General features: G+C 73.1%; 13 protein-coding genes. 4 read left to right on the top strand and 9 right to left on the bottom strand.

What is annotated here, in order from left to right; translation table 11 throughout:
- Positions 1 to 15 precede the first annotated feature (15 nt).
- Positions 16 to 426, bottom strand: coding sequence for a hypothetical protein (locus ADL05_RS05660; protein ID WP_053615866.1), 411 nt, complete (start codon positions 424 to 426; stop codon positions 16 to 18).
- A 496-nt stretch (positions 427 to 922) separates the two neighbouring features.
- Here ADL05_RS05660 and ADL05_RS05655 point away from each other — a divergent pair, with 496 nt between their 5' ends.
- Positions 923 to 1474: a hypothetical protein gene (locus ADL05_RS05655; RefSeq protein WP_053615802.1), complete on the top strand. Its 552-nt coding sequence runs from the start codon at positions 923 to 925 to the stop codon at positions 1472 to 1474.
- A 273-nt stretch (positions 1475 to 1747) separates the two neighbouring features.
- A complete protein-coding gene (locus ADL05_RS05650) occupies positions 1748 to 2893 on the top strand; it encodes a hypothetical protein (protein ID WP_053615801.1) in 1146 nt (381 codons plus the stop codon).
- A 219-nt stretch (positions 2894 to 3112) separates the two neighbouring features.
- On the opposite strand, the gene ADL05_RS05645 is transcribed toward ADL05_RS05650, so the two are convergent.
- The 3 genes from ADL05_RS05645 to ADL05_RS05635 all read right to left on the bottom strand — a co-directional run bounded on the left by ADL05_RS05645 (position 3113) and on the right by ADL05_RS05635 (position 8390).
- Positions 3113 to 3877, bottom strand: a complete 765-nt coding sequence (locus ADL05_RS05645; protein WP_053615800.1) for an SWIM zinc finger family protein — start codon at positions 3875 to 3877, stop codon at positions 3113 to 3115.
- Entirely contained in the window at positions 3874 to 7587 is a 3714-nt protein-coding gene (locus ADL05_RS05640; RefSeq protein WP_231640616.1) for a DEAD/DEAH box helicase, read from the bottom strand. The genes ADL05_RS05645 and ADL05_RS05640 overlap by 4 nt, the downstream gene beginning before the upstream one ends.
- 170 nt (positions 7588 to 7757) lie before the next feature.
- Complete coding sequence (locus ADL05_RS05635) at positions 7758 to 8390, bottom strand: cyclopropane-fatty-acyl-phospholipid synthase family protein (RefSeq protein ID WP_053615865.1); 633 nt, start codon at positions 8388 to 8390, stop codon at positions 7758 to 7760.
- Between the two features lie 191 nt (positions 8391 to 8581).
- Between ADL05_RS05635 and ADL05_RS05630 the strand changes: the two genes are divergently transcribed.
- Positions 8582 to 9154: a helix-turn-helix domain-containing protein gene (locus ADL05_RS05630; protein ID WP_053615864.1), complete on the top strand. Its 573-nt coding sequence runs from the start codon at positions 8582 to 8584 to the stop codon at positions 9152 to 9154.
- 157 nt (positions 9155 to 9311) lie between these two features.
- On the opposite strand, the gene ADL05_RS05625 is transcribed toward ADL05_RS05630, so the two are convergent.
- Positions 9312 to 9713 carry a nuclear transport factor 2 family protein gene (locus ADL05_RS05625; RefSeq protein ID WP_053615798.1) on the bottom strand — a complete coding sequence of 134 codons (402 nt, stop codon included), beginning with the start codon at positions 9711 to 9713 and terminating at the stop codon, positions 9312 to 9314.
- Between the two features lie 97 nt (positions 9714 to 9810).
- On the opposite strand from ADL05_RS05625, the gene ADL05_RS05620 reads away from it, so the two are divergent.
- Positions 9811 to 10179, top strand: a complete 369-nt coding sequence (locus tag ADL05_RS05620; protein WP_053615797.1) for a helix-turn-helix domain-containing protein — start codon at positions 9811 to 9813, stop codon at positions 10177 to 10179.
- Positions 10180 to 10313: 134 nt separating this feature from the next.
- Here ADL05_RS05620 and ADL05_RS05615 read toward each other — a convergent pair whose 3' ends face one another.
- The 4 genes from ADL05_RS05615 to ADL05_RS05600 all read right to left on the bottom strand — a co-directional run bounded on the left by ADL05_RS05615 (position 10314) and on the right by ADL05_RS05600 (position 16519).
- A complete protein-coding gene (locus ADL05_RS05615; RefSeq protein ID WP_053615796.1) occupies positions 10314 to 12035 on the bottom strand; it encodes a hypothetical protein in 1722 nt (573 codons plus the stop codon).
- Positions 12036 to 12161: 126 nt separating this feature from the next.
- Positions 12162 to 13514, bottom strand: coding sequence for an MFS transporter (locus ADL05_RS05610; RefSeq protein WP_082376128.1), 1353 nt, complete (start codon positions 13512 to 13514; stop codon positions 12162 to 12164).
- A 14-nt stretch (positions 13515 to 13528) separates the two neighbouring features.
- Positions 13529 to 15235 (bottom strand): hypothetical protein, encoded by a 1707-nt coding sequence (locus tag ADL05_RS05605; RefSeq protein WP_053615795.1) that lies wholly within the window; start codon positions 15233 to 15235, stop codon positions 13529 to 13531.
- Between the two features lie 6 nt (positions 15236 to 15241).
- Positions 15242 to 16519 carry a VWA domain-containing protein gene (locus ADL05_RS05600; protein WP_053615794.1) on the bottom strand — a complete coding sequence of 426 codons (1278 nt, stop codon included), beginning with the start codon at positions 16517 to 16519 and terminating at the stop codon, positions 15242 to 15244.
- Positions 16520 to 16534 lie beyond the last annotated feature (15 nt).

Here is a 16534-nt window from a genome sequence, read left to right as displayed (position 1 = left end):
ACGCTGCCTCGCGGCTCAGGCGATCGCGACGGCGAAAGCGAGTTGGGCGACCGCGGCTATCCCGGAGACGATCGTGGCCCCCGCGACGACGGCGGGCAGGGCTCTCTTCCAACTGGCCAGAGTCTTCGCGCGCAACTCCTCCCACCCGCCCGAGGCCAGCATCAGTTTCGCCGTCTGCCACCGGTGCTGTTCGATTCGGCATCCGGGGAGGAAACCGGAGGAGTTGTTGCGGCAACGGGTCCGGTCACGGTTCCAGGCACCGCACGGCAACGGCATCTGGAAACAGACGTAGAGAACGGAGACCACCGAGGCGACGGCGATCCACATCGGCCCCACCTCGGGGAGGAACCATCCGAACAAGGCGAACAGAATGATGGCCAGGCCCCAGTAGCGTGCAAGGCTCTTGGTGTTCTTCTTGGAAGCCATATCCGCCATGATCGCCCGCGCGTCTTCCTTCCGACAAGGGACATCTTTCCCCCGCCGTTGACCGAACCAGGCCAGGCCGCTCAAGTGTGGAGACAAACCCGTTCGGGAACCTTGGGCTCCCTTCCGAACGACCTGCAGATTGCCTTCTTCCAGAAGAACCGCACGCCTGGCGGCAAGACCTGAACAAGTCGATCTACCGACCTTATTTGATCACCACAAATCCATCCGCAACGCCCACAATATATCTAGCCATGACTGATCATCGCTAGATGCGTTTTCCTCTCATACTGCCTTATTTTCAACATCGACATCGGTACCAGGACGGCAGAGGTCCTCATGCGTGCACAGGGGTATGGAGGTATCCCGGACGTCCGTGGGCAGTCGGACCGGGCACAAGTTCGGTCCGGTTCAGAGTTGTCCACAGGCCCTCTGCAGGATCGGCGGGATTGACGGAATATGGAAGTGGAAGTCGTCACGCGACCGCTGGGAGGCGCCTGTGATCACCACGTCCTTTCCCTTCGATCCCCGCCGCGACCGGCTGGAGCGTTCGGCGCGTGAGCACGCGCGGACGCTGGCACTGGAAAGAGGTTTGTTCGACGACGGGCCGATTCCGTTGGACGGGCCGGTCGTGGACGACCCGCGCCATGCGGGCACCGACGACGGCCATGATCCGAGCGCTGCGCGCCACCGTGCGGCGAATGAGGCCCTCACGATTCCTCGGTCGGCCGAGGAGTGCGGGCAGCACGTCTCCCGGCAGGCGCGAGACGACGCTGCGCAGACCGCGTCGGCGGAGGGGAACCGCAACCAGGAGGACGGAAGAGAACGCGGGCCGGTGCCGGGAGTGGAGTCACGTGAAGCGATCAGGGAGTTGTGGGTGGGGCAGCGGGTGAGCTTTCCGTACAAGCGGCGTCGCTACACCGGCGTGGTCACGAAGCTGGGCCGCACTCGGGTGGCGGTCGCCTACCGGATCGCGACGGGCCGGGACCGCGATCGTGTGCGGCTCGTGCACGCTTCGCTCGTCACACCCGTGGAGGTGGAGGACCGGTGACCTGGCCTGCGAAGGACGCCGACCCGCGGCCCGACGTCGATGGTGGTGGCTCGTGCCAGCTCACCGCCGGCCGACCCGAGACCGCAGCCGCCCCTGCGTCGGCCAGCACGGGCATCGAACCGGTCATGATCAGGAGCGCCCTCACGGCTCGGGCGAGCGGCGTCGCGACGGTCCGGATGATGGATCGCGGCGTCGGTCCCGCCTCCGATCGTGCGCGGAACGGATTGCCCGGACTCCGGACAGGCGGGGGCGGCCGTCGCTATCCTCCAAGACATGACGCAACACTCCGTAGCCGACGATGTGACCGCCCCTCGGTCCTCGTCGCTCCCCCCTTTGCAGTTCCACAAGCCCGGCGAGGATCTGGCTGCGGCCATGGCGTGCACGCGCTGCAAGGAGCAGGGCATCTCCATCCCGCCCGGATGGGGGCAGAAGAAGGCCGATCGCGCAACGCGGGAGGAGGCCGACCAGGACGACGCACCGAAGAAGCGCCGCACTCCGCCGTTCACCTTCCTGCAATGGCAGCTACTGCACCGGATCTGGGACAAGGTGACGGCCGACGGCGCAGGCGACGAACCGGACAGTCGGCTGCTCGCGCTGACGTGTGCGCTGCGCGGCGCGATCCGGGGGTACGCGAACCTCACCGCCCAGGACTTCCGCATTCTGCGTCTGGAGGATCCGCACGACTCCGTCCGGCGGCTGGTCGAGCCCGGGTGGTTGCGGACCACGCCGGAGGAGGCGGTCGAGGCCCAGGCCATGGCACCGGCCCAGTGCGGTCTGCCCACCATCCAGGGCAACCCGTGGGGCGTCGGCCAGGGCATCCGCTCGGGTGCCTCGGGCTGGGTGAGCCGCACGCTGTCCCACAAGAAGATGCGCAAGAAGCCCAACGGCATGCGGATGACGGCCGTGTACGTCGCGGCCCACGCCACACCCGAGGGCGACATCAGCGTGCCCGCGGAGAAGGTCGTCTCGGCGGTCCGCATCTCGGGGACGGACGAACTCACGTCCCTGCTGGTGCGTTGGGAGGAGCTGGGCTGGATCGAGGACTTCCGGATGACGGACGGGAACGTCGTCGCGCGCCTGACCGAACTCACCCGCCCCCTGGCGCACGTGCCCGTGCCGCCGCCCACGCCTCCGATGACCGCCCCCGCCACCACACCGCAGGACGTGCCGGTGCTCGAACGCGCGCGGGCCCTGGTGGAGGGCCGCGAGGCCAAGATCGCCGACTGGGTGGGCGCCTTCCGCGACGAGCACGGCCACGGGCCGAGCTGGGGCATGGTGTCCGAGCACTTCGGTTGGCCGCCGCGGGCGGCGCCCGACCACGAGGTCACGCAGGAGGCGCTGCGGATGTTGGAGGAGGGCGGCTGGCTGACCGGCTTCGGTGTCCCGTTCGGGCTGCGTCGGGGGTCAGCCCAGGCCTGAGGTACCGCCCGACGGGCCGGTGTCCACCCGCGGGGTTCCGGGAAGCGCCGTCTCCCCCGGGCATCCGGCTCGCCCCGCGAGATCGGTCCGTGCGGTCCTTCATGCCCCGGCCCGCGGCCCCTCCTGGGCGGAACCGGGGCTGCCCGCGGGGTCGCCCCGTGCGGTCCTTCAGGTCCCGAACGGACCCGCGCCCCCTTCTGGACGGAACCGGCCCGCTCCCTACGAGCCCGTCTCCCCCGGCGGATCCGGGTCCTCCCCCAGCGCCGTGTACAGGCGGCTCAGGGCGGCGACGACCGGGGGCGGGCCGGCGTCCCAGTGCGGGAGCGGATCGTAGGCGGCGGCCGACGGGACCGGGGGCGGCGCTGTCCCGGTCCAGAAGTCGGCGGACAGTTCCACCAGCGGTTCCAGGTCCACCGACAGCGGACCCGGCTCCCCTGGTTCCGCGCCGTCGGGGTCGGCGGAGTCCCCGGAGTCGACCGCCAGGGCGGCGAGGACGTGGTCGTCGGCGCCCCGCCAGTTGAGCAGGGCGAGCGGGTCTCGGCCGAAGGTGTCGGCCAGGGTGAACAGGACCGCGGCGACGTGCTTGCACGGGTCGCCGTGGTCCGGGCAGGTGCACCGAATCCGTAGGTCGTGGAGGTGGTCGGGGAAGAGGGCAACGCCGTGGACGTCGAGGATGTCCTCCACTTCGTGCTCGGGTTCGCCCGCCAGGAGCGTCTCCCGCAGGTACGGGTCGGCGCCGATCGCGCGCATGGCGCGCACGAGGACCTCCGGGGACACGGTGGGCTGGTGGACGGTCACCGTGTACGGCCGTGTTCCGCCCACGACGGCGCGCACCGCGCCCGGGGTGATCGTCACCGCCGTGACGCGCCCCTGGCCGGCGTAGACCCGCCCGCGCGCGAACCGGGTCCCGTCGCCGGTCTCGCGCAGCGGATCCAGGAAGCGCCGGTCCCACCCGCGGCCGTCGATCCAGTCGTGGGCGCTCATCCGGTGACCGCCTCGGGCGCGAGCCGGATGACCTCGCGCAGCTCCTCGATGCCGAGTTCGCCGAGCCACTGCTCTCCGCTGCCGACGACGCTCTCGCTGAGCTGCTTCTTGCGTTCGATCATCGCGTCGACGCGTTCCTCCAGGGTCCCCATGCAGATCATCTTGCGGACCTGGACGGTGCGCCGCTGCCCGATGCGGTGGGCGCGGTCGGTGGCCTGGTCCTCCACGGCCGGGTTCCACCAGCGGTCGACGTGGACGACCTGGTTGGCGGCGGTGAGGTTGAGGCCGGTCCCGGCGGCCTTGAGGGAGAGCAGGAACACCGCGGGTTCGTCGGAGTCCTGGAAGCGCTCGACGAGTTCCCCGCGTCGGCGCCGGGACACGCCTCCGTGCAGCCACAGGACCTCGGTGTCCAGGCGTTCGCGCAGGTAGGGGGCGAGCCGTTCGCCGAACTCGGTGTACTGGGTGAAGCACAGGGCCTTGTCGCCCTCGCCAACCATCTCGCCGAGCAGGTGTTCGAGCTGGGTGAGCTTGCCGGAGCGTCCGCGCAGGCGGGAGCCGTCACCGAGGAGGTGGGCCGGGTGGTTGCACACCTGTTTGAGCCGGGTCATGGTCTTGAGGACCAGGTCCTTGCGCTGGATGCCTGTCGCTTCGCCGATGCTGCGGGTCATCTCCTCGACGACGGCGCGGTACAGGGCCGCCTGTTCGGGGGTGAGCGTGCACCACACCTTCATCTCCTGCTTGTCGGGCAGATCGGTGATGACGGCGGGGTCGGTCTTGAGCCGGCGCAGCAGGAAGGGCGCGGTGACCCTGCGCAGGCGAGCGGCGGCGGAACGGCCCTGCTCGGAGTCGGGGCGGGTCTGGATGTGCACGGCGATTCCGCTGGTGAACGCCTCGCGCGGGCCGAGCAGGCCGGGGTTGGCGAACTCCATGACCGACCAGAGTTCACCGAGGTGGTTCTCCACCGGGGTGCCGGTCAGGGCGACGCGTCCGGTGGCGGGGATGGCGCGGACGGCTCTGGACTGGTCGGTGCGGGCGTTCTTGATCGCCTGGGCCTCGTCGCACACGACCCGCCGCCAGGTCTGGGCGGCGAGGTCGTCGCGGTCGCGCCGGACCACACCGTAGGTGGTGACGACCAGGTCGGTGGTCTCCAGGAGGTCGCGGAGGGCTTCGCCGCGCGGGCGGGCGGTGCCGTGGTGAACGTGCACACGGAGCTTGGGAGTGAAGCGCTCGGCCTCCTTGTGCCAGTTGCCGACCAGGGTCGTGGGGCAGACGAGGAGGGTCGGTGCGGGCCGCTGTCCGTCGGGGCCGACCTCCGCGCGTTCGTCGGCGAGCAGGGCCAGGAGCTGCACGGTCTTGCCCAGGCCCATGTCGTCGGCCAGGACCGCGCCCAGTCCGAGCCGGTCGAGGTAGCGCAGCCAGGCGGCACCACGTCGTTGGTAGGGGCGCAGTCGGGCCGTGAGTCCGGGCGGTTCGGCCATGGGGGTGAAGGCCTCTTCGGCCCGTCCCTGGAGGAGTGCGCCGAGGTCGCCGTCGGCGTGGACGGCGGGCGTCGCGCCGAGGAGGGCATCGGTGGTGGAGGGGCCGGTGGGGCCGGTGGTCCCGGCCGTGTCGGATGCGTCGGCCCCCAGGTGCAGGAGCATGCGCATGGCCTCCTCCACCGGTACCGTCCCGGCGCCACGGGCGAGTGCCCATTCGGCGGCACGGCGCAGCCGCGCGGGGTCCACGTGCACCCATTCGCCCCGCATCCGCACCAGCGGGGACTTCAGCCGGACCAGCGCGTCGAGTTCCTCACGGGTCAGTTCCGTGCCGCCGATGGCGACCCGGTGGTCGAAGTCGACGAGTGAGCGGGTGAGGCCCCCGTCGGTGGTCGGGTCCGGATGCGGATGGTCGCCGTGGCGTTCGCTCAGCCGGACCGCCGTGCTGATCTCGGCCTTGCCCAGCCAGGACGGAAGCAGGACGCGGAATCCGGCGCCTTCGAGGGCGGGCGCGCCCCGGGTGAGGAACGCGGGCACGTCCTCGAAGGAGATGTCCAGGCGTGCGGGCGGCGTCCCGGCGCGCAGCCCGCTGAGGACGGGGTGGATGCGGGCGGCCCGGTCGAGTTCGGCGGCGATGACGGAGGCGGCGTCGTGCGGCAGCCAAGGGATCTCGGTACCCGCCAGTGCCTCGTCCAGGGGCAGCATGAGGGAGGGATCGCCGGTGGAGCGCACCCACACGTGCAGGCACCAGGCAGGCTCGGACTCAGGATCGACACCGGGATCGCGGACCGGATCGAGGCCAGGTTCATAGGCGGGCTCGACGCCCGGATCGTGACCCGGGCCAAGGCCCGGGTCGAGGCCCGCATCGACGTCGGCGCCGGTCCGCTCCACCGGGTACGGGACTTGCGCCGACCGGGGCGGCAGGGCCCGCGCGACCTCGTCGGTGGCGGTGTCCTCTTCGCGATCCGAGACGTCGACCGCCGTGTGGGCGAACAGGTCGGGTGGTGGTTCGACCAGGCGGAACGCCAGATGCAGGCCGCCGACGTGTTCCTCCACCCGAGAGAACCAGGTGCGGAGCGAGCGGTCGAGCCGGTGCAGGCCCGCGGTGCCCGTCGCCCCGCACAGGCACGCCCCGGCGGTCAGCGCGGTCAACCACTGGTGATGGATCCCGTGCCCGTCCGGGACGTCCGCGCCCCGGACGGAGAGGCGTTCGCGGCAGAGCGCGTCGACCAGCAGGCGCAGTCCCCCGAGGATGTCGGTGGCGGCGGCCTCACCCGTCCACCGCGCGCTGGTCTCGGGCGTGTGGTGGGCGCGTGCCGACGCGGGCAGGCTCCGCACGTACGACCGCAGCCAGGCGGCCCCGTCTGGGGACAGCACCGGCCGCCACCGGGCGTGGGCGGCGGCACCGCCGCGAGGCGCGGACGGGCACTCGGCCTCCTCCACGGTCTGGGGAACGACCCGCCCGGCGGTCGCGTACCCCTCGGCCGCGCGCAGCAGGGGGACCGTGGCCGTGAGTCCGGGGCCCGCCCACGGCGCGTCCCGGGCCCGGCGCAGGACCGCCAGGGCCTGGGCGCCGTTCAGCCGCACGGTGGGAACGGTCCAGGAACCCAGGAGGGCGATGTCCGGCCGAGCCTCGGGTTCGGCCTGCCCCGCCTGCGCCTCGGTCGGCCCGTCCGGCTGCCTGGCCTCAGGCGGCCCGCTCATCTCCTCTTGCTCACACCCGCCCGGCTCGCTGGTTCCGCGCGGTCGACCCGGCTCCTGCTCCTCGGACACGTTCGGCGCGGCCACCGGCCCACCCGACAGCTGTCCCGGCACATCCGACTCAGCGGTCGTTTCCAACCCGCCCGGTGCCTGTACCCCGGGTCCGGCCGAGTTCCTGCCGTTCGTCGGCTCGTCCGGCTCCCCGGCCCCGGTCGGCTCGTCCGAATCACCGGCCGCTTCCGACGCGTCCGGTTCTCTCGTCGGCGCACACAGAGCCGGTGGCGGGTCCGGGCGGTCGCCGCCGCCCGGCAGCCGCAGGACGGCCTCCGACACGTCCGCTCCGTCCCGGGGAACACCGGCGAGCGCCAGGACGTCGTCGGCCGACAGGGCGAAGGGGTGGGGGCGGGCCTTCGGGCCGGGGTGTTCTGGCGGGGCGGCGGCATCGGGGTCCGCCACCGGCGGAGCGGTGTCCATGCCCCACAGGACGAGCCGGCCACCGGACCAGAACCCCTCGACCAGGCGTCGTTGAGTCACGCCCTCCAGTGTGCCGACTCCCCGGTACCGGCGCGGCCGTTCCCCGGTCTCCCGCCCCGCCACCGACACCCGCTCCCCCCGCGTCCGCGAGGACCCGATCCGGCTCCGCGCGGCACCCACCGGCCCAGGGCGCCGCCACTCCCCGCCGGGTCGTCCTCCCCCGCGCCCTGTCAGCGGATGCGTCGGACGGCGATGACGTTGTCGGTGACGGTCGCGGTCCGCCCGCCAGGACCGGTCGCGGTGCGCTGGGGCGCCTCGCCTCGCTCGACGTGCCAGTCGCCGGTCAATTCCAGCGAGGCGATGACCCCGTCGGGCGTGGGGAATCGGACGTCCTTCCCGGCCTCCCAGGACCAGGGGGCCACGGAGGCGTGTTCGATCACGGTCAGCAGCCCGCCGGGGGCCACCGCCGCGGCGGCCCGGCGCAGGACCTGGTCGCGGGGGATGGTGAGCGGGGTGTGGAAGTAGGTGGCGGCGACCAGCGTGTAGGTGCCGTCGGGGAAGGTCGCGGCGAGGTCGTGCCGCTCGGTGCGCACCCGGTCGGTGACGCCGGTGGCCGCGGCGCCCGCGTCCACCCGGTCGAGGGCCGTCCGCGACACGTCGACCGCGGTGACCTCCCAGCCCTGGGCGGCGAGCCAGAGTGCGTCGCCGCCGTGTCCGCAGCCCAGATCCAGGGCTGTTCCCGGGGCGGGGGCCAGGTCGGCGAGCAGATCGGTCAGGACGACGTTGGGTCTCGTGCCCCACCGCGCGTCCGTTCCGGCGTAGTGCTTCTCCCAGAAGGTCGCGGAGTCGTTGGCGCTGTCCATGGTCGGGCCCTTCGGATGCGAGTGGTCGGAGGGCGTCGGCGCCTGTGCGGGCATCTGCCCAGTCGTCGGCGTCGACGCGGCGGCCCTGGACGAGGACGCCGGTGTCTCCCGAGCCCGGGCCGCTGGTTCGACCCTGCGTCATCCACTGCCGGACTTGCAAAGCTTCATGCTGTTTCAGCATGCTGGTGCCCATGAGCACCGACAAGCAGGACAGGCTCGCCGCGGTCGGACCGCGTCTGCGGCAGCTGCGCCACCGCCACGGCCTGACGCTGGCCGACCTCGCCGAGCGCATCGGGATCAACGAGAGCACGCTCTCCCGGCTCGAAGGGGGCACACGCAAGCCGACCCTGGAGGTCCTGCTGCCCCTCGCCGAGGTCTACGCCGTCCCCCTGGACGAGCTGGTCGGCGCACCCCGCACCGGGGATCCGCGCATCCACCTCAAGCCGGTCGCCCGCGACGGCATGACCTATGTGCCGCTCAGCCGCCCCGGCGGCGTCCAGGCCCACAAGCTCCTCATTCCGCCCCGCCCCGAGGCCGAGCCCCACCTCAAGACCCACGAGGGTTTCGAGTGGGTCTACGTCCTCGCCGGCCGGCTGCGCCTGCTGTTGGGCGAGCGGACCGTGGTCCTGAAACCCGGCGAGGCCGCCGAGTTCGACACCCACGTGCCGCACTGGCTCGGCCCGGACGACGAGCGGACCGTGGAACTCCTCGTCCTGTTCGGGCGCCAGGGGGAACGGGCCCATCTCAAGGCCCGCACCACCTGACACCCTCCCCCGCAACGGGACGCGGCTCGCAGGAACACGGCTGGCCGCCCGACCGGCGAAGGCGGCACCTGCCGAGCACGGCCGTGCCGTCATCAGTGGCGGTCGTTGTCGCCCGTGCTCCCTGGTCACGGGCGACAACGACCGCGCGGGTCAGTGGTCAGCTGACGCCCCAGAAGGCGTCCTCGGCCCGCGGGTCGGCGGAGAACAGCCACACCTCCGCGATCCTGTCACCCTCGATCCTCAGCAGGTCGGTGCCGTCCATCGCCATCCGGGCGTGCTCACGCCTACCCGTGAAGTGGACGGGGGCCGCGACCAGCGCGCCGTTGGCCATGGGCTCCCCGGTCACCGAGAGCTCGAACGTCCCCTCGCTGGCGGTCATCATGCCGCCGATCATCTCGTTGACCGCGGCGCTGCCGCGGTGGGTGCCGGAGAACCGGTTGTCACCGGGCTGGTGCCAGACGATGTCGTCGGCGAACACGGCGGCGACCGTGGCGAAGTCCTGGGCTGCCAAGGCGTCGAAGTACCGGCGGACGACGGCGAGCGGTGTGGTGGATTCCATGGTCGGTCTTCCTCTGCGTCGAAGTTCTCCCTGCTGACGCCTATACTCACCATTGGTAACCAGTTACCTCAACGTAACCAATGGGCGGATGTGTCGCATGTCACAAGATCGGACCTTCGATGTGCTCACGGCGACCTGCCCCTCCCGCACGTCGTTGGCCCGCATCGCCAACAAGTGGACGGCCATGGTGGTGATCGCGCTCAGCGCAGGCAGAATGCGCTTCGGCGACCTGCGCGCCAAGGTCGACGGAATCAGCGGGAAGGTCCTCACCGACACCCTGCGGGACCTGGAACGCGACGGGCTCGTCTCGCGGTACGCCTACGCCGAGGTGCCCCCCAGGGTCGAATACGAGCTGACCGAGCTGGGACACACGCTCCAGTCGCCCCTGCGGGCGCTGGGGCACTGGGCCGAGCAGCACATCGAAGAGGTCCTCACGGCGCGCGAGTCCTACGACGCCCGTCGCTGACTCCGCTGCCCGCGGACACACCCGGCCGTAGCCGCGGACAGGCGCACCGACGGTGGGACCCCTGCCGACGCACACGCCCTACGAACCCACCGCGGCCGGTGCCCCGACCGGGTGCTCACGCCCGCCGGGTCCGCTCAGGTGCCCAGTAGGGCGTGGACCTCCATGGCCAGGACCCTCTCCCGGCACTCGGCGGGCCCCTGCATCACCGCGCCGTTCTCCTCGTTCGGCCGCGGTTCCTCGACACGGTCGCGTCCGAGCAGCGCCGCCCAGGCCGCGTCCGCCACGTCCTCGGTCCCCGCGCCCCGGCACCACGCCGACAGGGCGCGCCCGAGCAGCGTCGGCGTCCCGTAGGCGACCAATCCCAGCCGTTCCGCCTCGTGCAGCGCCCGGAGCACGCGGTCGGTGGCGTCGGTGTCCGCACCGATGAAGGGCTGGTGCCACTGCACGGTGTCCACCAGCCACCGCTGCGCCCCGTGCGGCTCCCAGCCCAGCACCCGCCGGTACTGCGGGTTCTCCGACACCGCGCCCAGGCTCACGCCCTCCGGCGCGTCCCCCAGGGCCAGCGCGAGGGCCCGCCGGACGCTGGCCGCGCGCTTCTTCGGCAGCGGCTCCTCGGGCGAGGGCCACCACAGCGCCGTGTCGGGCATCCGTGTCCACGCCTGGAGCAGCGCCGCGATCCGCGACTCCGGCGGCAGGACCGCCCAGGTGGCGGCCTGCGCGGACAGGCCGACCTCGCCGCTGCGCGCACTGAGCAGTCCGGTGATGGCGCCCGCCTCGACCCACACCCGGACCACGTCCGGGTGGGTGCCGACGGCCGTCAGCTCCTTGCGCAGCGCGGGGTGGTCCTGGACGCCGTCGGCGCCCAGGACGAGCGGCCACACCTGGAGGGCGGCCACCAGGTGGTCGTCGGCGTCCAGCAGCGCCACCAGCGCCTCCTGGGACCGCGCCGCCACCGCTCGCGCACCGGCCGCGGCCCCCGGTTCGGATCCCCGCTCGAACTCCCGGTCGGACACCTGGCCCACCAGGACCGGCGGCTCCGGGGAGAACGGCGCCGGGTAGCGCGCCCTGAGCACGAGGGCGACCTCGCGCGGGACCATGACGCCGTGGTCGCCGACGGGGACCATCAGGCCGCGTTCGGTCAGCCAGTCCACGTGCCGGTGCCCCGGCGCCGGAGCGCGCACGACCATGCTGTGCAGGGCGTGGAAGTGCGCGAAGCGCGCCGTCTCAGCGGGTGCCTCTTCGAACAGGAGGTCGACCCGTGCCTCGTCGGTGAGCAGGGACGCGATGTCGGCGGTCAGCACGTGCCGGTCCGCGCCGGAGTCCAGGCCCAGGGCCTTGGCCATGCGGTGCAGGTCGGCCGTGTCGAGCCCCTCGGCGACCGTGCGCAGGTCCGGCGGGGTGCGCTCGGACCCGAACTGCGCGGCGAAGTCGTCGGCCAGGTGGAAGCGGTCGCGGCCGTCCGGCCAGATGATCGCCAGGTCGGACAGCCGGTCGAGCTCGGCTTCGGCCCGCTCCCGTACCCGGCCGGGCGACCTCGCCCCGACCCGGTCCAGGACCGCGTCCAGGGAGACCGGCCCCAGTTCGACCGTGCCCGCTCCCGGGTCCGGGTTCGGCGCGGGCCGTCTGAGCCCGTTCTGGTCCTCGGCGACGGTGGCGATCGCGTAGAGCAGCTGCTGTTGTGCCAGGTTGAGCTGCTCGACCACGGTCGGCCGGTAGGCCAGGATGGCGATCCGCTCCAGGACGGCGCTCCAGCAGTGCAGGTCGATCGCGGTGTCGGGCAGGGTGGCGACCAGACGCGCGACCCGCTCCGTCGACATGCTCCGCAGGTGGGCGTCCAGCGCTTCCACACGGTCCATGGCACCACCCTAGGGCCGTCACCCCGTGTGCACAGCGGATCGCGCGATCCTCCGCCCCGTCATCGCGCGGACCCCCACGCGGGGCGGCCTACCGGCGTCCCGTCACGGCGCGTCGCCGCCCGCGCGTCACGGCGCCGCCCCGGTCAGCGGCCCCCGTGCGGAAGCCTCCTCCGCGGGCGCCCGCGTTCCCCGCCAGGGCCCCGGTGACAGGGCCAGGCCCACCAGGCTCACCAGCACGGACGCCGCGACGTACCAGGCCACGGCCTGGGCGGTGCCGAACCAGTCGAACAGCGCGATCGCCACGATGGGCGCCAGCGCGCCGCTGGGGACGCCCGCCACCTGGTAGCCCAGCCCGGTACCGCTGTAGCGGACGCGGGGCGCGAAGAGTTCGGCGATGAACGCGGCCTGCGGTCCGTACATGGCGGCCTCGAAGACGATCCCGCCGACCACGGCCGCGGTGATGATCCAGAACACGCCGGTGTCCAGCAGCGGGAAGAAGACGAACACCCACACGCCGGAGCCGATGGCGCCGAACGCGTACACGCGGCGCCTGCCCCACCGGTCGGAGAGGCGGCCGTAGAGGACCAGCAGCGGCAGCTGTACCGCCGAGGCGATCACGACGACCGCCAACCCCACGCCGCGGTCCATGCCGAGCTGCGTGTCGAGGTAGGCGAGCAGGTAGAAGGTGAAGACGTAGAACACCACGTCGCTGCCGATGCGCGCCAGGAAGGCCGATCCGAGCGCGCGGGGGTGGGTGCGCAGGACCTCCAGCAGCGGCGAGCGGGACGGACGGCCCATCGCCTCGAACTCCGGGGACTCGGTCAGCCCGCGCCGGATCCACAGGCCCATCAGGGCGAGCCCGCCCGAGAGCAGGAACGGGATCCGCCATCCCCACTCCAGGAAGGCCTCGTTCGGCAGCAGGACGGCGGCCAGCGCCAGCAGCCCGGTCGAGAGGATGTTGCCGACGGGGACCCCGACCTGCACCCAGCTGGAGGTGACGCCCCGCCGCTCCCGCGGGCCGTGTTCCATCGCCATGAGGACGGCGCCGCCCCACTGCCCGCCCAGGCTCAGCCCCTGGACCACGCGCAGCAGGACCAGGAGGACGGGCGCGACCACGCCGATGCTCGCGTACCCCGGCAGCAGCCCGATGAGGAACGTGGAGGTGCCCATCACGAGGAAGGTCGCCGCCAGGACGTCCCGGCGGCCGATCCGGTCGCCGAAGTGCCCGAACAGCACCGCGCCGACCGGTCGGGAGGCGAAGCCGACGCCGAAGGTGGCCAGCGACAGCAGCAGCCCGGTGGCCGGGTCGGACTCGGGGAAGAACAGCGGCCCGAAGACGAACACGGCGGCCGTGCCGTAGAGGAAGTAGTCGTACCACTCCAGGGAGGTGCCGATCGAACTGACGATGATCGCGCGGCGGGGGCCGCTGAACCATCGGCCCAGCCGTCCGGCCCGGCGGGTTCCGGTGTCGGTGCTCATGGGTGTCCTCCGGTTCAGCGGTACTCGGCCAGGCGGGGGGCGGTGCCGACGACGACCACGACGGCGATGGACAGCATGGAGACGGGGATGAGGAAGCCCAGGCCGCCGATGGCGGCGTCCCCGGCGGCGACCGAGGCGGTGAACACGGCCGCGGCCTCCTCGGCCTCGGCCGGGTCGTCCTGGTACGGGTCGAGCGAGCCGGCGCCCACGCTCGCGCCGGTGCGGGCGTCGGTGCTGTCGGCGGCCTCGACGGTGTCCTCGGTGCGGAGGGCGGCCTGCGTCGCCACCGGGACCAACCCGTCGGCGGTCATCCGCGTCAGGACGTCGGTCTGTGTGGCCATGACGGTGACCCCGGTGTAGGTGTAGATGGCGGTGACCGCGGTGGCCACGAGCAGGGCGGGGCTGAAGGTGCGGTGGAAGCGGCGGGCCAGGAACACCTGGAGTGCGATCAGGGCGGCCAGGGCCGCCGCGCTGCCGAATGCGACGGCCACGCGCGCGGTGGCGACGGTGTCGTGGGCGTCCTTCGTGCGGTGGAAGGCGGTGCGGGTGGCGTCGAGGCTGACGGCCTCGGCCAACGGCAGGACCTCCTCGCGCAGGTGTCGTGCGGCCTCGGCGCGGGCCGCGGCCACGTCGGAGGGGACCTCGCCCGCCGGATAGGTGGCGGACTCCGACAGTGCCAGGGCCCGGCCGGCCAGTTCCCGGTAGCGGGCGTAGGCCTGGGCGAGGTCGATCGCCTGCGCGGTGGCCCCGTGCGCGTCCTCGGGTGTTGCGGTGGGCGTGGGGGCGTCCGCCGGGTCCTGTGCCGCCGCTTCGCCCTCGATCGCCGCCGCGGCGGGATCGGTGGCCGCTGCCGTGGGCTCGGGCCTGCCCTCGACGTCGACGGCCAGGTCGTGGGCGCCCAGCACGAGGTCGGCGGCGGCTCCGCCGCTGTCCTGGTAGGCCTCCAGTTCGGCGGCGCGCTCGTCGGCGTGGTCGGGGTCGTCGCCGAGCAGGACGAGTGCCGCCAGGTGGGCGTCGGTCTCGGCGAGCGCACGGGGCAGGTCGGCGGTCGCGATGATCCGGGGGCCGATGTCCTGGCCGGTGTCGTCGATCGCGGTCTGGGCGGCCCGGGTGCCCACGGCGAGCGCGCCGAAGGCCAGGACGAGCGCCGCGACGGTCACCGCGGCCAACAGGCGCAGGCGGCCGACCGTGGACGGGCCGCGCAGGCGCGGGCGGCGACCCGGGGTGAGCAGCAGGGTGGGCGCGGGCGGTTCGAGCAGGTCGGCCGGGTCGTCGTCGGGCGGGACCGCGTTCGCCGCGGGGGCTCCCCCGGGCGGGGGGACGTGCTCGGCTCCGGAGCGGTCGGCGCGGGAGCCGGCCGGCGCGGGCGCGGCTCCGGCGTGCCCGGCTCCGGCACGCGGAGCGGCGACGTGGGCGGAGGTGGGCGCGTCGCCGATCAGAGCGGCGACCTCGGCGGCCCGGACCGGGCCACCGGCCGTTCCTCCGCCGGGCCCGTGTCCGGGCCCGGGGGCCGCCGGTGTGGGGCCGAGCCGTGGCCCGGGTCCCACCGAGCCGCCCGCACTCCTCTCGCCCCCGGCGGATCCCGTGGTCGAACCGCGGACGCGGCCGTCTCCGGGACCGCCGGGAGGCCGGGCTCCGGACGGCGTCGGGACGCGCAGGCCGCATTCCTCGCAGTACTCGGTGTCCTCGGTCGGGTGCCCGTCGGGGCAGATCGCCGCCATGGAGGCCTACTCCCCTCTCCTCGGCGTCATCTCCCGCGTCGTTCGGTCCGTGCCGACGTCGAGGTTGAGCGTGTCGGCCCGGCTCATCCGCGAGCGCAGCCGGACGGTCCCCGTCACCGGGTCCTGGTCGACGACGCGCTCCAGGGCGGTGACCAGGTCGTCGCGCCCGGACTCCACCGCGAGTTCGCGCGCCCGGCCCAGCTTGGCCGTGGCCTCCCGGGTCCGTCCGGTCTCCAGGGCGGCCAGGCCCTCCCTGATGAGCCCGTTCTGCTCCAGCTGCCCGGTGTAGTGCTCCACCTTGGGGTCCACGGCCGTGGCCTGCGCCAGGTCGGCGGTCCACTGCGCGAGGACGCGCCCCCGGGCCAGCTCCCGCCCCTCCCCCGAGACGAGCACGACCTGCGCGACGCGGATCTCGGCTCCGGGCTGCCGGGGCGGCACACGGAACCACAGCTGGTAGTCCCTGGTCTCCGAGCCCCACGATCCGAGCGGATACTCATGGACGGGGCCGCCGCCACCGTCCCGCGCGGTCAGCTCGCGCTCGGTCGGATAGACCTGGGTGACCTTGCGGACGCGGACCTGGCCGGGCGCCCTGACCAGCAGCGCCAGGTCGGCCATGCCCCGGTCCTGCGTCTGTTCGGCCTGGCGGCGGAAGAAGCCGGGCAGGTCGTCGAGGTCCTCCACGAAGTGGCGGGTGCCCGAGAGCGCGGTGGTGATCCGGCGCAGCTGCTCGGGGCTCCAGTCCTCGCCGATGCCCACGCAGTCGCAGGTGAACGCCCCGGCGCACCTGCGCAGGACGGCGTCGGTGAGGTTGCCCTGGCCGTCGGTGAGGATCGTCGTGTGCCGGACGTCGCCGGGCCCGACGGTGGCGAGCAGGGCGGAGGCCAGCTCAAGCCAGGGAACGAGGTTGGTGCCGCCGTCGGGTTTGAGTGCCAGGATCGCCTCGCGGGCCGCGTCCCGGCTGGACGTGGTGGCCTCGGCCAGGGCGGCGGGCCGGAGCGGGTAGATCTGCTCGGCTCGGCCGTTGCCCGCGATCACCGCGAACCGGCTGCCGTCGCGCAGGGCGTCGACGGCGGCCACGGCGGCCTCGCGGGCGCGGGCGATCTTGTCGCCGTTCATGGAGTAGGAACGGTCGATGACGATGACCTGTGCCGGGGAGGAGGCGGCGGGTGCCGGTGCGTCGACGGTGACCGTGGCGATGGCGTGCACGTCCTGGGCGCCCTCGGGGAGACAGGGGTTCTGGTGGACCTCCAGACGGCTGACGGGTGGGGGCGGGGCGGCGGACATACGTCTCCTTGGGGG

Origin of the sequence: Nocardiopsis sp. NRRL B-16309 (assembly GCF_001279585.1) — a bacterium.
GTDB lineage: Bacteria > Actinomycetota > Actinomycetes > Streptosporangiales > Streptosporangiaceae > Nocardiopsis.
This window is presented reverse-complemented; position numbering and strand designations above follow the sequence as displayed.

Coding starts and splice junctions, on each gene's coding strand:
- ADL05_RS05625 (WP_053615798.1), bottom strand. CDS start 9,713: ATGGAATCCACCACACCGCTCGCCGTCGTCCGCCGGTACTTCGACGCC.
- ADL05_RS05605 (WP_053615795.1), bottom strand. CDS start 15,235: ATGGCGGCGATCTGCCCCGACGGGCACCCGACCGAGGACACCGAGTAC.
- ADL05_RS05635 (WP_053615865.1), bottom strand. CDS start 8,390: ATGGACAGCGCCAACGACTCCGCGACCTTCTGGGAGAAGCACTACGCC.
- ADL05_RS05630 (WP_053615864.1), top strand. CDS start 8,582: ATGAGCACCGACAAGCAGGACAGGCTCGCCGCGGTCGGACCGCGTCTG.
- ADL05_RS05600 (WP_053615794.1), bottom strand. CDS start 16,519: ATGTCCGCCGCCCCGCCCCCACCCGTCAGCCGTCTGGAGGTCCACCAG.
- ADL05_RS05645 (WP_053615800.1), bottom strand. CDS start 3,877: ATGAGCGCCCACGACTGGATCGACGGCCGCGGGTGGGACCGGCGCTTC.
- ADL05_RS05615 (WP_053615796.1), bottom strand. CDS start 12,035: ATGGACCGTGTGGAAGCGCTGGACGCCCACCTGCGGAGCATGTCGACG.
- ADL05_RS05660 (WP_053615866.1), bottom strand. CDS start 426: ATGGCTTCCAAGAAGAACACCAAGAGCCTTGCACGCTACTGGGGCCTG.
- ADL05_RS05650 (WP_053615801.1), top strand. CDS start 1,748: ATGACGCAACACTCCGTAGCCGACGATGTGACCGCCCCTCGGTCCTCG.
- ADL05_RS05620 (WP_053615797.1), top strand. CDS start 9,811: ATGTCACAAGATCGGACCTTCGATGTGCTCACGGCGACCTGCCCCTCC.
- ADL05_RS05610 (WP_082376128.1), bottom strand. CDS start 13,514: ATGAGCACCGACACCGGAACCCGCCGGGCCGGACGGCTGGGCCGATGG.